The organism is Micromonospora sp. WMMD987 (genome assembly GCF_029581435.1).
Taxonomy (GTDB): domain Bacteria; phylum Actinomycetota; class Actinomycetes; order Mycobacteriales; family Micromonosporaceae; genus Micromonospora; species Micromonospora rifamycinica.
The window spans coordinates 3,727,947-3,753,159 of the sequence record NZ_CP120861.1 but is presented as its reverse complement, the minus strand read 5'-3'; the positions used below and the strand labels follow the sequence as shown (position 1 = coordinate 3,753,159).

Below are 25,213 nucleotides of genomic sequence, written 5' to 3'. Positions count from 1 at the left end.
CGCGCCGGTCAGGGTGTGCCGACGGTCGGGCCACCGGTCACGGGTGGGCCGGCCAGGTGTCGAGGATGGTGGCGACGTCCAGCGGTTCCGTCGGGTCCGGGGCCGGGCGGGGCGGCCGGGGCGGTGTCCGGGCGAACCGGGGCGCCGGCGCCGGCTGCACCTCGCCCCCCACCTCGACGAAGGTACCCCGGGCGGCGTTGTGCGGGTGACGGTGCGCCTCGGCGGGGGCGAGCACCGGCGCGACACACGCGTCGAGGTCGGCGAAGACCGCCGTCCACTCGTCGCGGGTGTGCGCGGCGAACCGGGCGGTGAACCGGCGGCGCAGCTCCGGCCAGCCGTCCGGGTCGTACTGGGCGGGCAGCCCCGGATCGTCGGCCAGGCCCAGCCCGGTCAGCAGCGCGGCGTAGAACGCCGGCTCCAACGCGCCCACCGCCACGAACCGGTCGTCGGCGGTGCGGTAGGTGTCGTAGAACGGCGCACCGCCGTCGAGCAGGTTGCCGCCGCGCGGCGCGGACCACCGGCCGGCGGCGAGCATCCCGTGCAGGAACGCGGTGAGCAGCGCCGACCCGTCGACCATCGCGGCGTCGACGACCTGGCCGAGGCCGGAGCGTTCCCGTTCCAGCAGGGCGGCCAGCACACCGGTGGCGAGCAGCATCCCGCCCCCGGCGAAGTCGCCGAGCAGGTTCAGCGGGGCGTGCGGGTGTGTACCGGCGCGACCCAGCGGCTCCAGCGCGCCGGCCACCGCGATGTAGTCGATGTCGTGCCCGGCGCGGGCGGCCAGCGGGCCGTCCTGACCCCAGCCGGTCAGCCGGGCGTACACCAGGCGGGGGTTGCGCTCCCGGCAGACGCCCGGGCCGAGCCCGAGCCGTTCGGCCACCCCCGGCCGGTACGCCTCGACCAGCACGTCGGCCCGCTCGACCAGGCTCAGCAGGTCGGCCAGCCCGGCGGGGGACCGCAGGTCCAGCGCGGTGACCCGGCGGCCACGGTGCAGCGGACCGGTCGACGGGGCGGCCAGTCGCCCCGGGCCGGGACCGCCCGGCCGGTCGACCCGCACCACGTCCGCGCCGAGGTCGGCCAGCACCATGCAGCCGAACGGCGCCGGCGCCAGGCTGGCCAGCTCCACCACCCGCACCCCGGCCAGCGGCCCGGCGGCGGGCGCGTCGGCGTCAGAGGGCACGGGCGATCAGCTCCTTCATGATCTCGTTGGTCCCGCCGTAGATCTTCTGCACCCGGGCGTCGGCGTACATCCGGGCGATCGGGTACTCGGTGGTGTAGCCGTAGCCGCCGAACAGTTGCAGGCAGCGGTCGACGACCTCGCACTGCCCCTCGGTGAGCCAGGCCTTCGCCATCGCCGCGGTGGCCACGTCCAGCTCGCCCCGGTCGTGCCGGCTGATGCAGTCGTCGAGGAAGACCCGGCTGACCCGGGTACGGGTGGCGCACTCGGCCAGCACCATCCGGGTGTTCTGGTGGTCGATCAGCGGCCTGCCGAAGGCGGTGCGTTCCTTGACGTACGCGGTGGTCAGCTCCACCGCCCGCTGCATCGCCGCGACCGCTGACACGCCGATCACCAGGCGCTCCTGGGGCAGTTGCCGCATCATCTGGCCGAAGCCGAGCCCTTCGGCGTCGCCCAGCAGGTGGGCCGCCGGCACCCGCAGACCGTCGAAGAACAGCTCGGCGGTGTCGTTGCCGTGCAGCCCGATCTTCGACAGCAGCCGGCCGCGCCGGAAACCCTCCGGGTCGCCGCCGACCTCGCAGACCAGCAGCGAGATGCCGGCGGCCCGCTGCCGCGGGTCGGTCTTGACGGCCAGGACGACCAGGTCGGCGAGACCGCCGTTGCTGATGAACGTCTTGGCCCCGGTGACCAGGTAGTCGTCGCCGTCGCGGACGGCCCGGGTCCGCATCGCCTGGAGGTCGGAACCGCCGTCGGGTTCGGTCATCGCGATCGCCCCGACCAGTTCCCCCCGGCACAGTCCGGGCAGCCAGCGCCGTTTCTGCTCCGCGCTGCCGTACGCGACCAGGTAACCGGTGACGATGCCGCTGTGCACACCGAGGCCGAGGGTGCTCTCCCCGGCGTGCGCCTGTTCGTGCAGCAGCACCGCCTCGTGGCTGAAGCCGCCGCCCCCGCCGCCGTACTCCTCGGGGACGGAGAGACCGAGCAGGCCCAGCTCGCCGGCCCGCCGGTAGTGGTCACGGTCCGGGTGGCCCTGGGCCAGCAGCCGTTCGGTGTGCGGCAGCACCTCCCGGGTGAAGAAGTCCCGGGCCAGGTCGGCGAGGTCGTCGTGCTCGGGCTCGCGCCAGGGGGAGGTGTAGTGGTCGAGTCCGGGCGTCGGCATGGTTACACCCTCACGTCGTGTTGGCGATGTGTCAACGAGTCCTGATCATCGAGGAGGCGGCGGGGTGGTCGGCCCGCGCGGCGGACCGGTCGGCCCGCGCGCGACGGGACAGCCGCGCCGCCGGTCGCCCGGCCCGCCCGGCTGGCGGGACCGGCCCCGACCTGGATCCCGCCCCACCGGGCGGCCGGTAGGGTCGCCGGGTGAGCGTTGACACCGCACCCCGGCGACGGCGGCTGGAGCCCGACGCCCGGCGGGGCCAGATCCTCGCCTGCGCGGTCCGGCTGTTCGGCGAGCGTCCCTACGCGGACGTGTCGACCACCGACATCGCCCGCGCGGCCGGGGTGGCCCGTGGCCTGGTCAACCACTACTTCGGCACCAAGAAGCAGCTCTACCTCGAGGTCGTCCGGGTGATGGTGACCGTTCCCGAGGTGGCCGTCGCCCGGCTGCCCGCCGGGGACCTGCGGACCCGGGTCGACGCCAGTGTCACCTGGTTCCTCGACGTGGTCTCCCGGCACCGCGGCTCCTGGCTGGCCGCCGTGACCGCCGGGGGTATGGGTCACGACCCCGACGTCGCCCTGGTGCTGGCCGGGGCCGAGGAGGTCGCGGCGGACAGCGTGCTCGTCGCGGTGGGGCTGGCCGACGTGACCACCCACCGCACGGAGCTGCGCGGCATGATCCGGGCGTACGGCGGGCTGGCCACCTCGACCGCCCGGGAGTGGCTCCAGCGGGGCACCCTGGACCGGTCCCAGGTGCACCTGCTGTTGACCACCACCCTGCTGACCATCGTCGAGCAGGTCTTCCCCGCCATCGCCGACGACCGTCCCGCGTCGGTCCGCCCCCCGTCCGGCTGAGCCCCGCCGTCGTCCGCCGTGTCCCGGCTCAGTCCGGGCGGCCCGCGGGCGGCTGCACGGTCATCGGCACGGTGTCGAGCCGCGCCCAGTCCCGACTGATCTCGGCGGCGGTGCGCAGCAGGCGGGGCAGGTGTTCGTCGGTGAGCCGCTCCAGCGAGGTCTCCGCGGCGTGCACCGTGACGTTGAGCGCGGCCACCACCCGGCCGTCGCCGTCGCGGACCCCGGTGGCGACCGACCGGATGCCGGCGGCCAGGTCCTGGTCGGCCAGGGCCCAGCCACGCGCCCGTACCTCGCGTAGCTCCCGGTCCAGCTCGTCGCGGTCCGGCCGCCAGCGGGCGTCGATGCCGGAGCGGCCCGGGACGGCCAGCACGGCGGTGAGCTCCGCCGGGGTGAGGGCGGCCAGCAGCACCTTGCCCATCGAGGTGGCCACGGCCGGGAAGCGGGTGCCGATGGTCACCGCGAGCGTGACGATCTTGGGTACCGCCACCCGGCACACGTAGACGATGTCGCTGCCGTCGAGCTGGGCCAGCGACGTCGACTCGCCGGTCTCGGTCACCAGCTGCCGCATGTGCGGGCGGGCGACGTCCCAGACGCCCAACGAGTTGACGTACGCCACGCCCAGCTCCAGCACCCGGGGGGTGAGCGCGAAACCCCGGTCGGCGGCCCGGACGTAGCCCAGCTCCTCCAGGGTGAGCAGGATGCGCCGCACGGTGGGGCGGGCCAGCCCGGTCACCGCCGCGATCTCGCTGAGCGTCATCGTGGGCTGGCCCGGACGGAAACAGCGCAGCACCTCGAGGCCGCGCGCCAGCGCCTCGATGAAGTCGGATCCGGTCTCGCGCCCCATGGAGTCCCTTCGCTGGCTGCCCGGCCCGGCGGGTGGTCACCCGCCGGGTGGTCGGACGGCTATTGTTTCCACTGCGCCGAGCCGGCGTCCCACTGGGTGTAGGTGTACGGGTTGTCCAGCACCGCCGTCTCGGGGACGTCCGGGTTCATCCCCTTCTCCCACGCGTCGACGCCCATGGTGCCGGTGAGGTGCTCGACGGTGCGTTCCACGGCGGCGCGGGCGGCGGCGAGGTCGACGTCGACCAGTCGGTGCTCGTGCTTGACCACCCTGCCGTCGACCAGCACGGTGTGCACGTCGCCACGCTGGGCCTGGAACACCACGTGGCCGTAGGGGTGCAGGATCGGGAACATCACCGGCGACCGGTCGTTCTTGATCAGCACCACGTCCGCCTTGCGGCCGGGGGTGAGGGCGCCGACGAGGTGGTCGAGGCCGAGTGCCCGGCTGCCGCCCCGGGTGGCCCACTCCACCACCTGCTCGGCGCGCAGGTGGCAGTGGGTGACGGTCTCCTGTCGACCGTGCGCCTCGAGGTGCTCCCGGGACCGGTCGGCGCTCAGCGTGGCGCGCATCGCGGAGAACAGGTCACCGCTCCACCAGACGCTGGTGTCCATGGACAGCGAGACCGGGATGTCGTGCTGACGGAGCTGCCAGGTGGGCGGGTAGCCCTGGCCGGCGCTCTGCTCGCTCTCGGTGGAGACCGAGACCGAGCCGCCGGTGGCCGCGATCCGGTGGTACGAGTCGCGGTTGAGGGTGGCGGCGTGCACGTAGACGGTCGAGTCGGTCATGAAGCCGTGCTCGTGCATCAGCCGGATGCCGTCGTCGTTGGTGGCCCCCCACACCCCGGCGTGGGTGGTGACCGGCACGCCGAGGTCCCGGGCCACCTCGAAGGCGGCCCGCTCGGGGAAGGCCGGGTCGCCGGTGACGTCGAAGGCCATCTGGAAGCCGAGCCGGTCGCCCCGGCCGTGGATGCGTCGGGTGACGAAGTCGCGGAACTCGGGGGTGGTGGCCCACTCCCACGGTCCCTGTTGCAGGTTGCCGTAGGCGAGCACGAACCGGCCCGGCACCGCCTCCAGGGCGTCGACGGCGGCGTCGGCGTGCTGCGGGGTCTGCAGGCCGTGTGACCAGTCCACGGTGGTGGTGACCCCGGCGTCGATCGCCTCGATGGCGGCGAGCAGGTTGCCGGCGTAGACGTCCTCGGGGCGGAACAGCTTGCCGGACTCCAGGTAGTACCAGACGAAGTACTGGGTGAGCGTCCAGTCGGCGCCGTAGCCGCGCATCGCGGTCTGCCACATGTGCCGGTGGGTGTCGATCATGCCGGGCATGACGATGCCGCCGGCCGCGTCGATCTCCAGGGTGCCCTCCGGTACGGCCAGCTCCGCACCGACGGCGGCGATCCGGTCGCCGACCACCAGCACGTCGGCGCGGGGGAGCACCGTGTGGGTGTCGTCCATGGTCAGCACCAGGCCGTTGCGGAACACCACCGGTCGGTCGGCCGCCGGTGTCCGCCCCTCGTTCGCACTCATCGCCGCCACTTCCGTTCGGGGTGCTCGCGGACGACTGTCCGCTCTACGGTCAGTTCAGGTTTCGCCAGTGTGTTCCCGGTCACCGGCCATGTCAAGAGCACATTACCGCCGGGTGGCAGTTGGTTTTCTAGGGCTTATAGCTGGGAGTTTCCCGGGAATTCCCTCGGGGTGGTTGACGTGCTGCGGGCTCGTCGGGAAACTGATTTGGCGGACAATCGTCCGCCTGACGGTCAACGTGAGGGGTGGGTCATGCCGGAGGAGACACCGGGTAGGACCGGTCCGCTGCACGGCGTCGTGGTCGCCGACTTCTCCCGCATCCTCGCCGGGCCGTACGCCACCATGCTGCTGGCCGACCTCGGTGCCGAAGTGATCAAGGTGGAGGGGCCGGGCGGCGACGACACCCGCACCTGGATGCCCCCGGTCCGCGACGACGTCTCCACCTACTACCTGGGCATCAACCGCAACAAGCGGTCCATCGCGCTCGACCTGAAGGACCCCGACGACCTCGCCGTGGCCCACCGGCTGGCCGCCCGGGCCGACGTCCTGATCGAGAACTTCAAGCCCGGCGGGCTGCGCCGCTTCGCGCTGGACTACGACACCGTCGCCGCCGGCAACCCCCGGGTGGTCTACGCCTCGATCAGCGGGTTCGGCACCGGCGCGGGCGCGGGCTACCCCGGCTACGACCTGATGGTGCAGGCGATCTCCGGGCTGATGAGCCTCACCGGCGACCCGGACGGCCCGCCCTACCGGGCCGGCATCTCCGTGTTCGACGTGATGGCCGGGCTGCACGCGTCGATCGGCATCCTCGCCGCCCTGCACCACCGGCACGACTCCGGGCGCGGCCAGCACGTCGAGGTGAACCTGCTCTCCTCGGCGCTGTCCGGGCTGGTCAACCACAGCAGCGGCTACGTCGCGGGCGGGGTGGTGCCGTTCCGGATGGGCAACGCCCACCCCAGCCTCTTCCCGTACGAGCCGCTGCCCGTCGCCGACGGCGAGCTGATCGTCATCGCCGGCAACGACGGACAGTTCCGCCGGCTCTGCCAGGTGCTCGACCTGCCGGAACTGGTCGACGACCCCCGGTTCACCCGCAACCAGGACCGCACCGCCAACCGGGAGGCGCTACGCCCGCTGCTGGTCGAGCGGCTGCGCCGCCGTACCCGCGACGAGTGGTTCACCGACCTGATGGCCGCCGGGGTGCCCTGCGCCCCGATCAACACCATCGACGGCGGGGTCGCCCTCGCCGAACGCCTCGGGCTGGACCCGGTGGTCACCGTCGGCGAGGGCGCCGCCGCGGTGCCCGGCATCCGGCACCCGATCACCCTTTCGGACACCCCCGCGCGGTACGGCACCCCGCCGCCCGCGCTCGACGAACACGGCGAGGAGATCCGCGCGTGGCTGACCGGCAGCTAGACTTCCCGACCTCGATCGGCACCTCCGACCCGACCACCATCCGGCTGCTCGGCCAGGACCTGGCCGGCGACCTGATGGGCCGGGTCGGCTTCGGCGAACTGGCGTTCTGGCTGGTCGCCGGGCGTCGCCCCGGCCCCGGCGAGGTGCGCGTCTTCGAGACCGTCCTGGTGGCCCTGGCCGACCACGGCTTCACCCCCACCGCGATCGCCGCCCGGCTGACGTACCTCAGCGCCCCGGAGGCGTTGCAGGGCGCGATCGCCGCCGGTCTGCTCGGCGGCGGCTCCCGCTTCCTCGGTGTCACCGAGGACTGCGGCCGGTTCCTGGCCGACACCCTCGCCGGTGTCACCGACCTGCCCACCGACGATGCCGGCTGGGACGCCGTCGCCCTGGACGCGGTGCGCGCCGCCCGCGCCGACAGGCGTCTGGTGCCGGGCCTCGGCCACCCGGTGCACAAGGAGACCGACCCGCGCACCCCGGTGCTGATCGCGATCGCCGAGCAGGAGGGGTTGCGCGGGCCGCACCTGCGGCTGTTCGAGGCGATCGGCCGGGTCCACCCGCAGGTGCTCGGCCGCACCCTGCCGCTCAACGGCGCGGGGGTGTGCGGCGCGGCCCTGGCCGACCTCGGCCTGCCGATCGACCTGCTGCGCGGCTTCGCCCTGCTGGCCCGGACCGCCGGCCTGCTCGGCCACCTCGCCGAGGAGCGCCGCCGCCCGCTCGGCATGGACATCTACCAGACCGTCGACCGCAACGCCCGGTACGTGCCGGACGACGCCGACTGATCCCCCCAACCTCCACCGTCTGCGAGAGGAGCGGCCATGGCCCAGGTCGTCGCGGTCATCGCCTCCACCCACCATCCGTTCTACTACCGCGCCACCACCGCCACCGGCGAGGACCGGCCCCCGTTCGCCGACGAGTGGGCCCGCAAGATCCTCGCGTTCCGGGAGACCCTCACCCGGGCGAATCCGGACGTGCTGGTGATGGTCGGCTCCGACCACTTCCACCAGCTCTGGCTGGACAACATGCCGCAGTTCCTGGTCGGCAAGGCCCCGTTCTACGACGCCAACTGGTACAACGAGGAACGCGAGTTCGGCCTGCCCCGGATGCTGCTGCGCGGCCAGGAGGACCTGTCGGCCCACGTGCTGCGCGCCGGCCTGGACGCCGGGTTCGACCTGGCCTTCAGCAACGAGCTGCGGATCGACCACAGCATCACCTGCCCGATCATCACGCTGCGGCCCGAGGCGGACCTGCCGATCGTGCCGATCTACACCAACATCTTCGCCCCGCCGCTGCCGCAGCCGAAACGGTTCGTGCAGCTCGGCGCGGCCATCCGGGAGATCGTCGAGAGCTGGCCCAGCCACCTGCGCGTGGCCGTCATCGGTACCGGCCACCTGTCGCTGGAACTGGGCGGACCGCGCCAGTTCGGCCCGCAGGGGCCGGACCCGGAGTTCGACCGCCGGGCGGTGGAGTGGATCGCCAACGGCGACCTCGACGGCTGCCTGTCCGAGGTGACCCTGGACAGCCTGCACGCCCCCGGTAACGCCACCCACGGCTTCATGGACTTCATGCTGATGATGGGGGTGGCCGGCGCGGGCGCCAAGGCCGACCACGTGGACACCCTGGACCTGTTCCACACCATGGAGGCGTACTTCACCTGGTACCCGAACGGAGCGCCGGCATGAGCCGCTACCTGGTCGACAAGTTCCTCTACACCGTCGACCGCGACCCGGAACTGGTCGAGCGCTACCGCACCGACCCGCACGCGACGGTGACCTGGTGGGAGGCCGAACGCGCCAACGCCGTGCTGAACTGCCACGCCGGTGAGGCGTCCACCTGGCTGCGCTTCACCGACGAGGAACGCGACGCGCTGGCCACCCACGACCACGTCCGGCTCTTCGCCCTCGGTGCGCACCCGTTCCTGACACTCACCCTGTTCATCGCCATGTTCGAGCGGGACCACCCCGAGCCGATGGCCTACCAGAAGCAGTACGGCCTGCGGCTGGCCCACTTCTCGCTGCCCTACCCCGACATCGCCACCTGATGACCGCCGACCCCGCCGACACGCCGCCGACGGCCGGTCCCGCTGCCGCGTCGGCGACCGCCGGCCCGGACGGCGCGCCGGTGTCCGCTGCGGCGTCGATGCCCGCCGTCGTCGTCACCGGTCACGGCGAGCCGCCCGTCGTGGTCGAGCGCCCCCGCCCGGTCCCGGCCGAGGGCGAGGTGTCGGTACGGGTCACCGCCGCGCCGCTGACCCCGCTGGACCTGCTCTGCGCCTCGGGTACCTCCTATCTGGGCGCCCCGGCCCTGCCGTACGTCCCCGGCGTGCAGGGCGTCGGCACGCTGGACGACGGCACCCCGGTCTGGTTCCCGACCCGGGCCGGGATGGCCCCCGGCGACGGCAGCCTGGCCGGGTACGCGGTGGTCCCCGCGACCGACCCGGTGCCCCTGCCACCGGGGGCCGACCACCGGCTGGTGGCGGCCCTCGGGCTCTCGGCGGTCGCCGCGTGGGCGGCGTTGACCCTGCGCGGTGGCCTGCGCCCCGGCGAGGTGGTGCTGGTGCTGGCCGCCGGTGGCGCGGTCGGCCAGGCGGCGGTGCAGCTCGCCCGGCTCGCCGGGGCGGGGCGGGTGGTGGCCGCCTGCCGGTCCGACGCCGCCGTCTACTCCGCGCGCCGGTCCGGCGCGGACGCGGTGGTCCGGCTCACCGCCGACGACGAGCCGGAGACCCTGGCCCGGCGTTTCCGGCAGGCCGCCGACGGCCCGGTGGACCTGGTGCTGGACCCCCTGTTCGGGGTGCCGGCGGCGGCGGCCTTGCGCGCCCTGGCCCCGGGCGGGCGGCTGGTCAACCTCGGTGGCTCGGCCGCGCCGACCGCGCCGATCGACTCGGCGACCCTGCGCGGCGGATCGCTGCGGATCCTGGGCTACACCAACAACGAGCTGACCGCCGCCGAACGCGCGACGGCGATCACCCTGGTGGCCGGGCACGCCGCCGCCGGCCGGCTGACCGTCGCCCACCAGGTACGGCCGTTGGCCGAGGCGGCGGAGGCCTGGGACGACCAGCGGGCCGGCACTGCCGCCGGCCGCATCGTGCTGGTGCCCCCACCCGACTAATCCGCCCCGCCGCCTCGCCCGTCCCACCCGACGCGTCCCGCCTCGCCTGACCCGACCCGCCCGACCGCCTGACGTCGGCCCGTTGCGCTGCCCGGCCCGTCCCGCCTCGCCGGCTGACCGATTCCTGACCGTCGGCTGCTGTCGGCTTGCCCGACAGCGCGAAAATGGACCGGTGCCCGATCTTCCCCCGCAGTTCGCCGTCCTCGTCGTTGACGCCGCCCGGACGGCCGTGACCCGGTACGCACCCGAGGAGCTGGAGGTCTTCGACACGGTCGCCGTCGACTGGCGTACCGGCGGCGCACGTCCCGCCCGCACCTCCCGGGCACCGGGCAGCGCGGTCGGGTTCGGCATCGACACCTCACTGGTCAGCGAACTGTTCCTCCAGGCGGTCGCCGCCGCCAGCAGCGAGGTGCTCGTCCTCGGGGCGACCGGGATCGGGGCCGGGATCCGCGCCGGTTGGCGTCGCCGCCGCCGACGCGCTGACCCGACGCCGCCGGCTGGCTCGGGGTCGACCCCCGCGGCCGCCGGGCCGGCGGACGACCCGGCGTCCGCCGCGCGGCAGGCAGACACCACCCCGCCCGCCGTACGGCAGGCCGTTGACGCCCCGCCCGCCATACGGCAGGCAGAGACCGCCCCGCCGGCCGCGGCGCCGTCGCCGACGGAGCCGCTGGAGCTGACCGCCGAGCAGGCGGCCCGGCTGCGGGCGGCGTGCCGGCGACACGCGCTCGCGCTGGGTCTGACCCCGGAGGCGGCCGACCTGCTCGCCGACGCCGCGGTCGGCGCGACGGTCACGTCGGACGACCGGTGACCGAGCCGGCCGGCAACCCGACCGTCCCCTGTGGGCGGTGTGGTGGGATGACCGCCACCGACCCGGCCGACACCCGACCGCCCTCTCCGGCCGGATGACCGCCACCGACCCGGCCGGGGCATCCGGGGCGGGGTCCGTCGACGCCGGGCCGGTCGGTGCGTTCCGCCGGGATCCCGCCGCGGTACCGGAACGGCTGGGCTGGTGGTACCTGCTCGTGGTGGCGGCCCTCGGTGCGGTCGGCGTCGGTGCGGGGGACCTGTACTTCCTCGCCGACCGGTCCCGCAGCCTGCCCTGGGCGGTGGCCTTCGCCGCCTGTGAGCGGGCCTCCGGGGCGACCGCCGCGAACCCGGTGCCGCCCGGGTTCACCGACTGCCTGGCCGCACCGGCCCGCCAGCGGGCACTGGTGCTGCTCGTCGCGGTCGCCGTCGTGCTGGCCGGCGCGGCGGTGCTGCTGGTGGCGGTGCCAGCGGCCGACCTGTGGCGACTGCGCCGCCATCGTGGCCGCTTCACCGTCGAGGCGGCGGCGCGGCGGTTCGGCGCGCTCTGCGCCGCCGAGCAGCTGACCGGCCGGGACCGGCCGCGCCTGCTGATCGCCGGCCCACCGGTCCGGCAGGCTTTCACCGTCGGTCTCGTCGGCCGGCGGCCGACCGTCGTCCTCCCGGTCGGGCTCGCCGTGGCGTACCGGGATCCGCACCGGTTCGACCCGGTGGTGCGGCACGAACTGGCGCATGTCCGGGCGCGGGACGTGACGTGGGTGGCCGCCGTCCGGGCCCTCGTCTGGCTGCCGCTGCCGGCGGTCGCCGTCGGCGGCCTGCTGGAGATCGGCGCGTTCGGACCGAACGCGGTCGTCGCCGGTGCGTTCCTGCGGGCCGGGCTGCTGGCCGGCCTGGTCGCTGTGCTGGCGGCGGCGCTGTTGCGGGCGCGCGAACGTGCCGCGGACCGGTACGCGGCGGCCGGCGGCCCGGCCGGGGCGCTGACCGCCCTGCTGCGCTCCGGCGTCGGCGTCGGCGTCGGCGTCGACCGGCGGTCGCCGGCGCTGTGGCGTCGGTTGTTCGCCCGGCATCCGACCGCGGCGGAACGGATCCGCTCGCTGCGGGAGCCGGCCGACCGGCGGGCCGGCGAGCTGGTCCAGGGGGTGGCGGTCGGCGCGGTGGCGGTGGTGACCATGGCCGCCGTCCACGAACTCGTCATGAACGGGCACTATCCGGCGCTGGGCTGGCTGCCCCGGCTGGTCGACGTCTGGGTCGGCGCGGTGTTGATCGTCGGCGGGCTGTTGCCGTCGCTGCGCCGCCGGGCGGCCACGGCCCGCCGGTCCGGGGCGACGGTCGGCTGGTGGCGACCGGTCGCCGGGACGGGCGTCGGCCTGTTCGTGGCGACCCTCGGCACCGCCTGGCTGCCCCTGCCCGGCGGTGCTGACCTCTTCCTCGACCGGGGGGCCACCGCGAGCCTGGCCTTCGCCGTGGTGACGGCGGTGCTCGGTGCCGGCGCGGTCGGGCTCTGCGTGCTCGTCGCGGCGGCACTCGCCCGGTCGGGTGCCCGGTGGTGGTTCGCCGGGTACGCGAGCGCCCTCGGCGTGACGGTCGCGGTGCTGTGGCCGGTACCCGGGCTCCCTCCGCTGTGGCACGACCCCGACCTGGTCCGGAGCTGGCTGGCCTACGACCTGCCCGCCACCGGCTGGCTGCTGCCCGCCCTCGGGCTGCCGGCGCTGCTCGCCCTGCGGAGCCTGACCGGGCGTCGGCCGACCGGCGGGCCGCCGAACGGCCGCCGGTCCGCCGTCACCAGGGTCCGTCGGGTGGCCCGGTCGACGCGGGTCCGGGTGGTCGCGGTCGCCGTGCTGGTCTGCACGGGTGGTGCCGTCGGGCAGCTCCGGCTCGCCCCGCCCGGCAGCCTCGACGAGGCGGTGGCCGACGCGCAGGCCCGCTGGCTGCTCACCGCCCTGGCCGGCGGGGTCGTCCTGCTGGCGACCGCGACCCGCCCGCGATCAGGGACCGGCGCGGGCACTGCGGCCGGGTCCGCGACCGACCCCGGCCCCGCAGCCACCGCCTCCTCACCCGACACCGCGTCCGGGTGCGGCCCGGCCGGGTCCGGCCCGATCACCTGGGGCATGGCGGACCGGCTCGGCCGGGCGTTGCCCGCCGCGGTGGCGACGACCCTCGGGTCCGCGCTGCTCCAGTACCTCGACGCGGTGCTGGCCGGCCGCTCCGCCGACGGACCGGCGTTCCGGCTGACCGTGGGCAACCCGTTGGTCTGGCTGCTGTACCTGACCGCCCTCGGCGTGCCGTTCCTGCTGCTGTCCCGGCCCGGCCGGGTCGACCGCCGCCGGTGGCCGGTGCCGGCACGGTCGTTGCCGCCGGTGGTGGCGCTGACCACGGTGACGCTGACGCTGCTGGCGCTCGGGCCGGGGGTGCCCGGCACCCGGGTGCCGCTGCCGGCGGCCGGCACACCGTCCGTGCCACGGTCCCAGCCGACCGCGGCGGCCCCGCCGGCCCTGCCGACCTCGCCGGGCGGGACGCCGCCCGGCCGGCCGACTGCCGTCGGCCCGGCGTCCGGCACCTCGTCCGTCCCGGGAAGGCGGCTCACCACCGCCGAGGCGCGGGCCGTCAGCCGGGCCGCCCGGTCGGCGCTGCCGGGGTCCTGGGTGACCCGACCGGTCACCCCCGAGGGCGACGACCCGATCGAGCCCGCCGACTGCCGCCCCCTGGCCCGCAGCGGATACCTCGACCGGCTCCGGTCGGGGGAACGTGCCCGGGGCGAGGCCAGGTACGCCACCCCGCCCGGCCGGCTCGGCATCGCCTCGACCACGGTGGCCGTCGACGTCACCTCGTACGCCGAGCCGGTGCCCGGGGCCGTGTTCGCCGCCGCCGAGGCCGCCCGGACCGCCTGTCGACGGTTCACCGCCGGCGGGGTGCGGTTCACCGTCGGGGGTCGGCCCGTCCCCGCGCTGGGCGAACAGTCCTGGCGGGTCGACTACGCCCTGGCGGTCGGCGGCGGTCGGAGCCGGATCACCGGCGCCAGCGTCCTCGTCCTGGTACGGGTCGGGCACAACCTGGTCGCCGTCTCGGTGGTCGCGGTGGCGGAGCCACTGGACGAGCGGCTGCTCGCCGACGTGGTGACCACCGTGGTCGACGCCCTCGACCGGCCCTGACCGTCGGCATTCGCCGGCCCGGCCACCCGACCGCGCGGCTGGTTGCCGGTCGGAACCCGGCGGGCCGTTGCCCCTGCCCGCCCGGTCGGACACCGGGTCCGGGCCGGACGCCGTACGACCGGCCGGTGGCGGTGCGCTGCCACGGGGAGGACGACCGGTGCGACCGGGTCCGGTTGCCGACAGCCGATGTGGCCGACCGGGGGATGCGGGCGGATCGACCGCCTGATGATCTGACTGACGACTCCGATGTGGACAGGTTCGGAGAACCGATCGCGGCCGGTCCGCTGCCGCTCGTCACCCGCCGGGATGGTGCCATGCGTCTGCGCGCCCGCCGTCTGTCCGGTCGGAGGGATCCGTGGCGCGGCACCGGTCCGTTCCTCGCCCTGGCGCTGGTGGCCGTCTCCACCGCCGCGTTCTCCCTGGTAGCGTCGAAGAGCCCCACCATCGCGGACTACCTGCGGCGGTCCTCGATCGCCGGTCGCGAGCTGCGGGTGGGGGTGTTGGCCGACCAACCGCTGCTGAGCACGCCGGTCAAGGACCCGGGCACCAAGGACCCGGACGCCCAGAAGCAGTTCACCGGCTTCGACGCCAGCCTGGCCACCTTCCTGGCCCGGTCGATCGGGGTTTCCGCCGAGTTCGTGCCGCTGGAGTCGACGGAGCGGCTGGACGCGTTGACCTCGGGTCGGGTCGACGTCCTCCTCGGCGGCCTGGTGATCACCGCGGAGCGGCAACGGGTCGTCGAGTTCGCCGGCCCCTACCTGATCGGCGAGACCGTGATGGCCACCCGTACCGGCTGGCCACCCGGCTCGGAGCCGGGTCGCCTGTGCGTGGTGCCGGGCTCCGCCGCCGCGGCCGACGCCGCGCGGTCGGGGCACCCGCTGCTGCTCGCCCCGGATCTGCGGCGCTGCCTCGCCGCCGTCAGCGCCGACCGGGCCGACGCGGTGGTCGGTGACGAGATCCTGCTGCGTGGCCTGGTCTGGGCCGCGGGACGGGGGTGGAAGGTGGTCCCGTTCCCCGGCATGGCGACGATCGCGTACGGCATCGGGGTGGCCCGCGACGATCCCGCGCTGAAGGCTCTGGTCGACTCGTTCCTGGTGGCCAGCCTGCGGAAGAAGAAGTCCGGGGCCTGGGAGAAGGCGATGGACGCCACCCTGCGCAAGGCGGGGTTCGCCGGCTCGCAGCCGTACGCGCCGGGGCGGCTGCTGCGCGACGGCAGTGACGGGCAGGACGGCACGGGTGGGATCGTCGGCCTGCCGGCGGCGGTGTCGCCCGTGGTGGCGGGGAGGTCCCGCCGGGGGCGGACGCTGGCACACCGGCGACGCCGCCGCACGTCGGGGCGGACGGTCACCCGCCGGCCGGCCGGCGTCGGGGACACCCCGGCGGGCGAGCCGGGGCCGGGCGGCGCCGCGCCGGGGGTGTGGTCGCTGCTGGTCGGTGTGCCGGTCGCGGTCTCCGCGCTGTACCTGTGGATCCAGTCCGGTGGTGACCGCCAGTTCACCCTGATGCTGGCGCAGAGCATCAACCCGATCAATTTCCTCGCCGCGGTGAGCCTCTCCGTGGTGTGGGTCTTCCCCGCTCTGCCCGCCCTGGTCTTCACCATCGGCGCGATGGTGCTCGGGGCGGCGGTCGACGGCGCCGACCGGCGGCGGCTGCGGGACCGGTACGCGGTGGCCCGCTGGACGGACCGGGCACCGGGATGGGCGGTGTGGGGCAGCATCCTGGCCGCCGCGGCCAGCACCCCGCTGGTGTTCGTCCCGGCCTGGGCATTGGCGCTGCGGGTCGTCGGTCGGCGCGGGGCCGCCGGCCGGGTCGGTGGCCGCCGGCCGGGTCGCGGCTGGGTGGCGGTGGGCCTGCCGCTCTACGTCGTAGTCGTCGGGGCGGCCGTCGGGGCGGCTCTCGCCGAGGGGGAGGAGGTTCTCGCCCTGATCGCCGGTTGGCCGGCCGTACTGCTGCTCACCCGCGCCACCGGACCGTTGCGTCCGGGGCAGGTGGCCGCCTTCGTCCGGGCCGCGGCCCTGCTGGCCGTCCTTCTCACGCTGGGCGTGCTGTACGCGGTGGTGAGCACGCCGATCCTGCCGTCCACCGCGATCCAGGTGGCGGTGCCGACGGCCGCGCCGCCCACCCCCGCCCCGTCGGGGTCACCGGCCCCGAACGATCCGGACACCGACCCGCCGACCCGCCAGTTACGCGGGTACGTCGTCTCGACGGACGACGAGTCGACCACCGTACTGTCCGACCGGGGCGGGGTGGAGATCGTCGCCAACGACCAGATCAGGTCGCGGGTGTCCTGCCCCAGCCTGGTCGACCTGCCGGGCGACTCGGCGGAACTCTTCGACCTGCCGCTGCGGGAGTCGTTGCTCAAGGCGTTGGCCCGTCGGCAGCGGCCGACGACGGTGCAGGACCCGCGCTGCCTGCTGCGCCTCGACGGCTAGGCTCGGCCGCCCTCGCGGGTGGTCGGCTCCCCGGTGTCCACCGGCCGAACGGAGAAAATTCGTAAGGACGCTTTACTGTTAACAAACTTTAATTTACCGTGATGGCAATCGTTCCGAGGTGGATCCGATCCGACCGGGTGCGGGGTCGTCGGACGGCCCGGGACCACCCGAGGTCCACCGGGCACGTCCGGACCGGCTCGACCGTCGAGGAGTGCGTCATGCGTCGAACCATCACCGTCCCCCTGGTGGCGACAGGTGCCGTCGTCACCTCGCTGGGCCTCGCGTTGCCCGCCCAGGCCCACGGCTACGTCTCCGCCCCACCCAGCCGCCAGGCCCTCTGCGCCCAGGGGAAGGTGCCGGACTGCGGCCAGATCCGGTACGAGCCGCAGAGTGTCGAAGGGGTGAAGGGACTGCGCAGTTGCAGCGCCGGGATCACCCAGTTCGCCGTCCTCGACGACGACGCCCGGGGCTGGCCGGCCACCTCGGTCGGCAGCACGGTCACCTTCACCTGGGTGAACACCGCCCGGCACGCCACCCGCAACTGGGAGTACTTCATCGGCGGCACCCGGGTCGGGATCGTCGACGGGGGCGGTCGGCAACCCGAGGCCACCGTGGCGCACACCGTCAGCCTGGCCGGCTTCTCCGGTCGACAGAAGATCCTCGCCGTCTGGAACATCTCCGACACCGCCAACGCCTTCTACTCCTGCGTGGACGTGCAGATCGGCGGGGGCGGACCGACCCCGAGCCCCACCGCGACCCGCACCCCGACCCCGACCCCGACCCGCACCGCCACCCCGCCGCCGGCCACCCCGACCGGTGCGCCGACCGCCGGCGGCACCTGGGCCGCCGGCCGCAGCTACCAGGTCGGTGACCTGGTCACCTACCAGGGGGTGGGCTACCGGTGCCGGCAGGCGCACACCGCCCTCCCCGGTTGGGAGCCCCCCTACGTGCCCGCCCTGTGGACCCAGGTCTGACCCGGCCGCGTCGGGGTGTCCCGATGGGTGTCGTCGAGCAGGGGCGGGGGCGGTCGGGCGGGTTCGGCAGGGGCGGACGACGGGCGACCGTCGTAGCGTGCGGACCGACCGCGCCCCGTCCGACGGCGCTACGGTGCCTGGCTGTCGCGCTGGTCGTGGTGGGCCTGGCGCTCGCCGGGTGCGCGCCCGCCGCCCACCCGGCCGACCCGCCGCGTCCGGCCGCGACCGGATCGGGGCCGCCGGCCGCGGTCAGCGGGCTCGACCTGGTGTTCCTGCACGCGATGACGGCCCACCAGGAACGCACCCTGGCCATCCTGCGGGTCGCCCCGGAACGGATCCGTCAGCCGGCACTGCGGACCCTCGTCGCGGCGGTGGAGGCGACCGAGGCCGACGAGGTGGCCCGTGCCCGCGAGTGGATCCGGGCCGCCCAGCCGGACCCCGACGGGCACCGGCACGAGCACCCGGGGTCGACCGGCGACGCCGACCCGGTGGCCCGGTTGCGGGACACCCCGGTAGCCGGTTACGACGCCGCTCTGGTGGCGGTGCTGGCACCGCAGCAACGGCAGGCCGCGGAACTGGCCCGTGCCCATCTGGCGCTGGCCGTCTCCCCGGTGGTACGCGACCTGGCCCGGCGCATCGACGAGTCGCGGACGGCGCAGGTGCGGCTGCTCGCCGCGCTACCGGTCGCCCGGCCCACGCCCTGACCGGCGGCCGTACCGGCCGGTGACCCGCACCGGGGTCCGCCGGCCGGCGGCCGGCCGGGCCTGATCCCGGAGCCGCCGTGGAACTGACCACCGGTCCCGCCGGATCCCCAACCCGGGAAAACCGCGCGAAAAGCAGAATCCACAACCGGTCACCATTACCGCGACAGATCCGGCGCGATAGCCGGCGATCCGAAGCGAACTGCCGACGGAATCGGTTTCCAGGACCGTCGTGATACCGAAGCGGCCAATTCCGCCATCCGTACGGTCATCGGGGCGAATCGTTCGGCCACCCCGCCGACATCGATGTTCCTCGTCTTCCCGCCGCCCGGGTATAGTCCCGGGAATCCCCATTGGAGTGTCACAGGGAAAGCACGTGATCTGCGTGATGGCAGCTGGACTGGAAAATGCGCTGTCCGGCCCACCATTCGTCGGGCGGCGCCCGGAGATCGCGCGTATCCAGGCCGCGTACACCGAGAGCACGCACACCGGGAGGCAGGTGGCGTGCGAAGTGGTCGGCGACCCGGGAATCGGCAAGACCCGTCTCGTCCACGCCGCGCTGGACCGCTGCGCCCCCACCCTGCCCCGGGCCGTCGGCACCTGTGTGGAGGCCGAGCAGGACATTCCGTTCCACGTCTTCCGGCACGCCTTCGGCGCCCTGCACCCCGCCGGCTCCGGCGCCCGACGACAGGCCGTCGGAGGGATCGACGCCGCCGGGGCGCTGGTGCCCCGCGAGGCCGGCCCGCTCGACGTGCGCCTGTTCCGCACCTACCAACTGGCCCGCCGACTGCTCACCCTGGCCGCCCGGGACGGGCTGGCCCTCGTCCTGGACGACCTGCACTGGGCCGACCCCTCCTCCACCGGGCTCGTGACCCACCTGCTGCGCTACCCGGTGCCGGTGCCGTTGCTGCTGCTCCTGGTCTACCGGCCCCGGCAGACGGCCACCGTCATGCCGTTCGGCCCGCCCGAGCCCGGCGTGCCGGCAGGCCGGTTCCGGGACCGGATCGAGCTGGGGCCGCTCAGTCCCGCCGAGACCGTCGAGCTGTACCCGGATTCCGACCCGGCCGAGCTGGCGGAGCGCCACGACCGGGCCGGCGGCAATCCCGGCTACCTCGCGGCGCTCGCCGACACCCCGCCGGTCGACGCCGACCGGGCTGTCGCCCTGCCGGTCGACGCCGACCGGGCTGTCGCCCTGCCGTCCGGCCCGTCCCGGCTGACCGACCGGGCGGTCGCCACGCTGCGCGCCGAGTGGGCCGGCCTGCCGTCGGTCGACGCGGTGTGCCTGCGGGCCGCCGCCGTGTTGGACACCCCCTGCGCGGTGGACCTGCTCGCCGAGGTGGCCCAGCTGCCGACGCCGGTGGCCACCGAAGCGGCCTGGCGGTTGGTCCGACGTGACCTGCTGCGGGCCGCCCCGGCAGCGGCGGGGTTCGCCTTCCGGCACCCGGTGCTGCGCACCGCAGTCCGCCAGGACACCGACGTGGCCTGGCGGGTCGAGGCCCAGCACCGGGCGCTGGACGCGCTGGTCGCCAGGGGGGCGCCCCCGGCCGCCCGGGTGGCGCAGGTCGAGGCGCTGCTCACCCTGCCCCACGACCGGCCGGTCGGCCCGTACGTCGACGTGCTCTGCCGGGCCGCCCAGGAGATCCGCCGCGACGCCCCGGACCTGGCCGTGCGCTGGTTACGCACGGCGCTGCGCGCGTTGCGGCCGCCGGCCGGTTCGCCGACCAGCCGCCACGACGTCACCCTGCTGCTGGCCCGGATCACCGGGGAGGCCGGCAACCTCGCCGAGAGCCGGGCGCTGCTGCGGGAGGTCGTCCCCGAGCTGCCCGCCGATCCGGGCGGCCGCCGGGCCCGGGCGGTGGCCCAGTGGGTACGGGTCGAACGGCTGCTCGGCAACTACGCGGAGGCCGCCGCGATCAGCCGTCGGGAGCTGATCGGCACGCCGACCCGGTCCGCCGGGACGTACCAGCTCGCCACCGAGCTCGGCGCGGTCGGCATCCTGTCCGGCCATCCCGCGCCGATGTCCGGCGACGCCCCCGACGGTGACGCCAGCGGCATCGACCGGGCCGGCCTCCTCGCGGTACGCGGACTCGCCGCCGCCCACGACGGTGCCGTCGACCTGGCCCGTGACCTGCTCGCCACCAGTGCGCCGATCGTCGACGCGCTACCCGACCGGGACCTGCGCGACCACCCCGACTGTCTGCTGGCGCTCGGCCTGGCCGAGCTGTTCCTGGAACGGCCCACCGACGCCACCCGGCACCTGGACCGGGGGATCGCCCTGGTCCGTGACGCCCACCGGGACGACGGGCTGTGCCAGCTGCTGCTCGGCCGCAGCCAGGTGGCCTACCACCGGGGACAGCTCGGCACGGTGATCGGCCTGACCACCGAGGCCGGGATCGTCGCCCGCCGGATCGGTAGCCGCTCCCTGCTCAGCTTCGCCCTGGCCTTCGAGGCGCAGGCCACCGCCTGGCGGGGTGGCCCCCGCGACGACGAGCGGGCGGTCGCCCTGGCCCGCGGCGCGGTGGAGCTGGCCACCGACCTGGACAGCTGGTCCGGGCGTACCGCGGCGACCGCGCTGGCCACCGCGACGCTGCTCGCCGGTGATCCGGACACCTGCGTGGAGATGCTCACCGACGCCGGTGGCGACGGCCGGCTGACCCGCCTGCAGGCCTCCCTGCGGCCGATGTGGCACGAACTGCTCTGCGCCGCCGCACTGGCCGGCGGGGACCTGGCCGAGGCGGAGCGGCGGGCCCGGGAGGCGATGGCGGCCGCCGACCTGATCGATCTGTCCGGGCAGCGTGCCTTCGCCGAGTCGGCGTACGGGGAGGTGCTGCTCGCCCGGGGCGAGGTGGCGGCCGCCATGCCGTACCTGCGTACCGCGGCGGACCGGTTCCGGATGGCCGGGATGACCCTGCGGCACAGCCTCGCCCTGGTCGCGGTCGCCCGGGCGGCCGAGGCGGTGGACCAGGGCGGTCCCGCCGCGCGGGCCCGGCAACAGGCGTTGGACCTGGCCGTGCGCTGCGGCACCGAACGCGTCGGCCTGCGGCTGACCCGACCGGTCCGGGCACTCGCCGAGACCGCGCTGACCGACCGGGAGTGGCACATCGCCCGGCTGGCGTCCACCGGCGTCACCAACCGGCTGATCGGTCGCCGGCTGCACATCAGCCCCCGCACGGTGGAGGCGCACCTGACCCGGATCTACCGCAAGGCGGGGGTGGAGTCCCGGTCCGGTCTGGTCGCCTGGGTGTCCCGCTTCGATGACACCGATCGGTGACCCGCCGCCGCCACGGATGACACCGGACGGTGCACCACCGCCGCCCGCCGCACCATGAGGCCGCACCGCACCCGGCACCCGCCGTCGACCGCTCACATACTCGATCCATCGGACGCGAATCCCGCGGAACCGGCGACGGACGGAGAACGACATGGTGGGCACACGATCCGTCCGGAAGCCGCGCGCCGTGACGGTGCCGGTGGGCGGCCCCACCGTCGCGCTCGCGGTGAGCCTGCTCGTCCTGGCCGGTTGCGGCAACCAGCCGGTGGACGCCGCCACCCCCACCGTCGTCGCGTCCGGCGCGGCGTTCGACGCGGAGCGGGCCGCGCTCGTGCTCACCGCCTTCGACCAGGCCGACTCGGCCGCGTCCGTCTCCGGTGACGTGCAGACCCTGCGCACCCAGGAGGTGTCCCCGTCGCTGGACGTCAGCATCGCGGCGATCCGTCGGGCCGAGTACAACCAGCGTCCACAACCGACGTTCCAGCACGTCAACCCGGCTTTCGCCGTACCGCCGGGTGAGCCGGGCTGCTTCCTGGCCACCGCCACCCTGCGGCTGACCGGCGCGGAGCTGGCCCCGACCGACGTGAGCCAGTTCGTCCGGGACGCCGACGGCCGGTGGAAACTCAGCCACAACGTCCAGGTCACCCAGCCGGCCCTGGCCACCGTCCGGGGCATCGCCGGTCGACCGGCCACCGCCGGGGGGACCGCCGTGGACGAGACGAGCCGGCGGGCACTCGCCGCGGAACTGTTCGCCCGCACCACCGGGGCGAGCACCGGCAACCGGGCGCTGGTCGCGTCGAGCCCACTGCTCGACGGCCAGTTCGCCGGCGGCTGGGAGGTCTACCAGCAGCAACTCGCCGGTGCCGGGGCGCGGGTGGCGCGCACCCTCGACCGGGCGGAGTGGTCGGACTGCGCGGTCACGGTGCCCGAGGGGACGCTGACCTTCCTGACCGTGTACGCCACCGACACCCTCAGCCCGACACCCGGTGGACCGGCGACGGTGACGATGGTCCCGCAGAGTCCCGACATGATCTCCACCGGCAAGCGTGCCCCGGTCACGAGCAAGCGCATCCGGGTCACCCGGGTCGAGACGTTCCTGCTGCTGGTGCCGGCGCAGGCCACCGGCACCTCGGTGCTGGGTCTCAACGACACCGCCCTGACCGTCACCACCGGCTGACCGGGCCGGCCGCGCCCGGCCCCGCCCGACCGCCCCGGCCCCGCCCGACCGCCCCGGCCCCGCCCGACCGCCCCGGCCCCGGTCGATCGCCCCGGCCCCGGTGCCGGTCGATCGCCCCGCCCCCGACGACCGCCCCGCCTCCGCCCGACCGCCCGGCCGGACCCGGTCGTCCGTCCGCCACCGCGCTGACCGGCCCCGTCGTGCCGGACCGCGCGCCGACGGCTGAAACCGGTGGCATCGGTCCGGTTACCGCCGGCCGACGGCGACGATGACAGCAGCCGTGCTCGTCGGCGAGACCCCGCCGGACATCCCCGGTGGCACGCCGACGCGGGGAGGAACCCATGTGGCATCCGCGTTTCCGCTCCGACCACGTGCCGGTGCGGTTGCCCGAGGGGCACCTCGTCGTCCTGGGCGAGACCCGTAGCCTGCTCGTCGACGACCCGGTGGCGGCGGACCTGGCCGACCTCCTCGACGGCACCGCGCCGCTGGCCGACGTGCTGGCCCGGCTGGCCGTCCGGCACCCGGTCGCCGCGGTCGCCGCCGCCCTGGCCCGGCTGCGCGGCCACGGCCTGCTCGTCTCCGGCCCGGCGGGTGTCCCCGTCGCCGAGGCCGCCGGCTGGGACGCCCGGGGCGTCGACCCGGCCGCCGGGCGGCACTGGACCCGGTACGGCACGGTCACCCTCGTCGATCTCGGCGCCCCCACCGCGTTCGAGATCGCCAAGGCGCTGCGGGCGGTGGGCCTCACCGTCACGGTCACCCGCCCGGACGCCCCCGAGGCGGACCCGGCGACCGGCCGGGATCCGGTGCTGGTCGTCCCGTCGTCCATGCTCGACCCCGCGCTGGCCGTCCTCAACGACCGGCACCTGGCCGCCGGGCGGCCCTGGACGCTGCTGCGGGCGCACGGCAACGTGGTGTTCCTCGGCCCGCACCTGGTCCCCGGCGAGACCGGCTGCTGGGCCTGCCTGCGTCAACGGTGGGAGGCCAACGAGCAGGTGGCGGCGTTCCTGACCGGGCAGGACCCGGCGGGCGAGGTGCCGTCGGCCGTCCGCGCGGTCGTACCCGGCGTGGCCATGGCGGTGGCCGGACTGCTCGCCGCCGATCTCGCGGTGCTGGCCACCCGGGGCCGCTCACCCCGGCTGACCGGCCGGATGATCGCCCTGGACACCCGGGACCTGACGACCGAGAGCCACCAGCTGGTCCGCCAGCCCCAGTGTCCCGCCTGCGGCGACCCGGACCTGGTCGGCAAGGCGGACCCCCGGATCACGCTGCCCCCGGCCGGCGCCCTGCCCGGACGGGCGGACGGCTCCCGGACCCGCGACCCCGCCGAGACGTACCGGGCGCTGACCCACCACGTCAGCCGGTACCTCGGGGTGGTCAGCCGGTTGACCAGCCTGGAAACCGTCGACAACGGGATCGCCCACACCTACTCGGCGGGCCACAACTTCGCCCAGCCCCGGCAGCTCGCCGGGCTGCGCCGCAACCTGCGCGGGCAGAGCGGTGGCAAGGGCCGCACCGACACCCAGGCGCGGGTCAGCGCGATCGGGGAGGCGGTGGAGCGCTGGTGCGGGGTGTGGCGCGGCGACCGGCCGGTGCACCGGGCCAGCTACCGCCAGCTCGGCCCGGACCGCGCGGTGCACCTGCGTGACCTGCTGCTCTATTCCGACCGCCAGTACGCCGACGCCGACCGGCTCAACCGGGACCTCGGCCACCTGCACCGGGTGCCCCGGCCGCTGCCCGACGACCTGGAGCTGGACTGGACCACCGGCTGGTCGCTCACCCGCGACGCCGCCCGGGAACTGCCCGCCGCGCACTGCTGGTACGGCCACCCGGAGTTGACCACGCTGAAGGTCTGCTCGGCCGACTCCAACGGCTGCGCCGCCGGGTCGAACCTGCCGGAGGCGATCCTCCAGGGCTTCTGCGAACTCGTCGAACGCGACAGCGTGGCCCTGTGGTGGTACCACCGCTCCCGGCTGCCCGGGGTGGACCTGGCCTCGTTCGCCGACCCGTGGACGACCGCCTGCGTCGACCACCACGCCACCGCCCTCGGCCGCGAGCTGTGGGCCCTGGACCTCACCGCCGACCTGGGGATACCCGCGTTCGCGGCGGTGTCGCGGCGGGTCGGCGGACAGGCGGAGGACGTGCTGGTCGGCTTCGGCGCGCACCTCGACGCGCGGGTCGCGTTGAGCCGGGCGTTGACCGAGGTCAACCAGTTCCTGCCGGCGGTGCCCGGCCCGGCCGGCGGACGGCTGCGCTACGGCGTCGACGATCCGGACAGCGCCCGCTGGTTCGGCACCGTGCGGATCGCCGACCAGCCCTGGCTGACCCCGGATCCGGCCCGCCCGGCCCGCACCCTGGCCGACCATCCGGCCCTGACCACGGGGGACGTCGCCGAGGACGTCCGCCGCTGCGTCCGGATCGCCGCGCGGGCCGGCCTGGAGGTGATCGTCGTCGACCAGTCCCGGCCCGACGTGGAGCTGGCGGTGGTGAAGGTCGTGGTGCCGGGGCTGCGGCACTTCTGGCGGCGGCTCGGCCCCGGCCGGCTGTGGCAGGTCCCGGCGGCGTTGGGCCGTACCCCGTACGCCGACGACGAGGGGTCGGCCAACCCGTTGAACGTGTTCTTCTGACCGGACCACCCGGCCCGG

Annotated in this window: 18 protein-coding genes; 14 read left to right on the top strand and 4 right to left on the bottom strand. The window is 75.3% G+C overall.

All coding sequences use genetic code 11. The features are described from left to right. Positions 1-37 precede the first annotated feature (37 nt). Both O7612_RS15840 and O7612_RS15835 read right to left on the bottom strand, forming a co-directional pair. Positions 38-1,177 carry a CaiB/BaiF CoA-transferase family protein gene (locus tag O7612_RS15840; RefSeq protein ID WP_282265182.1) on the bottom strand — a complete coding sequence of 380 codons (1,140 nt, stop codon included), beginning with the start codon at positions 1,175-1,177 and terminating at the stop codon, positions 38-40. Further along, positions 1,167-2,333, bottom strand: coding sequence for an acyl-CoA dehydrogenase family protein (locus O7612_RS15835; RefSeq protein ID WP_282265181.1), 1,167 nt, complete (start codon positions 2,331-2,333; stop codon positions 1,167-1,169). Before O7612_RS15835 ends, O7612_RS15840 begins: the two co-directional genes overlap by 11 nt. Positions 2,334-2,533: 200 nt before the next feature. Between O7612_RS15835 and O7612_RS15830 the strand changes: the two genes are divergently transcribed. Then, positions 2,534-3,184 carry a TetR/AcrR family transcriptional regulator gene (locus O7612_RS15830; protein ID WP_282265180.1) on the top strand — a complete coding sequence of 217 codons (651 nt, stop codon included), beginning with the start codon at positions 2,534-2,536 and terminating at the stop codon, positions 3,182-3,184. Between the two features lie 28 nt (positions 3,185-3,212). Here O7612_RS15830 and O7612_RS15825 read toward each other — a convergent pair whose 3' ends face one another. After that, positions 3,213-4,028 carry an IclR family transcriptional regulator C-terminal domain-containing protein gene (locus O7612_RS15825; RefSeq protein ID WP_282265179.1) on the bottom strand — a complete coding sequence of 272 codons (816 nt, stop codon included), beginning with the start codon at positions 4,026-4,028 and terminating at the stop codon, positions 3,213-3,215. Positions 4,029-4,087: 59 nt separating this feature from the next. Next, a complete protein-coding gene (locus tag O7612_RS15820) occupies positions 4,088-5,548 on the bottom strand; it encodes an amidohydrolase family protein (protein WP_282265178.1) in 1,461 nt (486 codons plus the stop codon). A 249-nt stretch (positions 5,549-5,797) separates the two neighbouring features. Here O7612_RS15820 and O7612_RS15815 point away from each other — a divergent pair, with 249 nt between their 5' ends. The 13 genes from O7612_RS15815 to O7612_RS15755 all read left to right on the top strand — a co-directional run bounded on the left by O7612_RS15815 (position 5,798) and on the right by O7612_RS15755 (position 25,195). Further along, complete coding sequence (locus O7612_RS15815) at positions 5,798-6,958, top strand: CoA transferase (protein ID WP_282265177.1); 1,161 nt, start codon at positions 5,798-5,800, stop codon at positions 6,956-6,958. Further along, positions 6,940-7,737 carry a citryl-CoA lyase gene (locus O7612_RS15810; protein WP_282265176.1) on the top strand — a complete coding sequence of 266 codons (798 nt, stop codon included), beginning with the start codon at positions 6,940-6,942 and terminating at the stop codon, positions 7,735-7,737. Before O7612_RS15815 ends, O7612_RS15810 begins: the two co-directional genes overlap by 19 nt. A 36-nt stretch (positions 7,738-7,773) precedes the next feature. After that, positions 7,774-8,637 carry an extradiol ring-cleavage dioxygenase gene (locus tag O7612_RS15805; RefSeq protein WP_067308360.1) on the top strand — a complete coding sequence of 288 codons (864 nt, stop codon included), beginning with the start codon at positions 7,774-7,776 and terminating at the stop codon, positions 8,635-8,637. After that, positions 8,634-8,996: a hypothetical protein gene (locus O7612_RS15800; protein ID WP_282265175.1), complete on the top strand. Its 363-nt coding sequence runs from the start codon at positions 8,634-8,636 to the stop codon at positions 8,994-8,996. The genes O7612_RS15805 and O7612_RS15800 overlap by 4 nt, the downstream gene beginning before the upstream one ends. Beyond that, positions 8,996-10,063: a zinc-binding dehydrogenase gene (locus O7612_RS15795; RefSeq protein WP_282265174.1), complete on the top strand. Its 1,068-nt coding sequence runs from the start codon at positions 8,996-8,998 to the stop codon at positions 10,061-10,063. The genes O7612_RS15800 and O7612_RS15795 overlap by 1 nt, the downstream gene beginning before the upstream one ends. A gap of 172 nt (positions 10,064-10,235) precedes the next feature. Continuing rightward, entirely contained in the window at positions 10,236-10,871 is a 636-nt protein-coding gene (locus tag O7612_RS15790; RefSeq protein WP_282265173.1) for a hypothetical protein, read from the top strand. A 94-nt stretch (positions 10,872-10,965) separates the two neighbouring features. Further along, positions 10,966-14,016, top strand: coding sequence for a M48 family metalloprotease (locus O7612_RS15785; RefSeq protein ID WP_282265172.1), 3,051 nt, complete (start codon positions 10,966-10,968; stop codon positions 14,014-14,016). Positions 14,017-14,330: 314 nt separating this feature from the next. After that, complete coding sequence (locus O7612_RS15780) at positions 14,331-16,448, top strand: transporter substrate-binding domain-containing protein (protein ID WP_282265170.1); 2,118 nt, start codon at positions 14,331-14,333, stop codon at positions 16,446-16,448. 218 nt (positions 16,449-16,666) lie between these two features. Beyond that, positions 16,667-17,422, top strand: a complete 756-nt coding sequence (locus O7612_RS15775) for a lytic polysaccharide monooxygenase (RefSeq protein ID WP_282265169.1) — start codon at positions 16,667-16,669, stop codon at positions 17,420-17,422. Positions 17,423-17,445: 23 nt separating this feature from the next. After that, on the top strand, positions 17,446-18,126 hold the full coding sequence (locus O7612_RS15770; RefSeq protein ID WP_282265168.1) for a DUF305 domain-containing protein: 681 nt from the start codon (positions 17,446-17,448) through the stop codon (positions 18,124-18,126). Between the two features lie 385 nt (positions 18,127-18,511). Continuing rightward, positions 18,512-21,394, top strand: a complete 2,883-nt coding sequence (locus O7612_RS15765) for a LuxR family transcriptional regulator (protein ID WP_282265167.1) — start codon at positions 18,512-18,514, stop codon at positions 21,392-21,394. A gap of 151 nt (positions 21,395-21,545) precedes the next feature. After that, positions 21,546-22,571, top strand: a complete 1,026-nt coding sequence (locus O7612_RS15760; RefSeq protein ID WP_282265166.1) for a hypothetical protein — start codon at positions 21,546-21,548, stop codon at positions 22,569-22,571. Between the two features lie 341 nt (positions 22,572-22,912). Continuing rightward, the gene (locus O7612_RS15755; protein ID WP_282265165.1) at positions 22,913-25,195 is read left to right on the top strand and encodes a TOMM precursor leader peptide-binding protein; all 2,283 of its coding nucleotides are present in this window, start codon (positions 22,913-22,915) and stop codon (positions 25,193-25,195) included. Positions 25,196-25,213 lie beyond the last annotated feature (18 nt).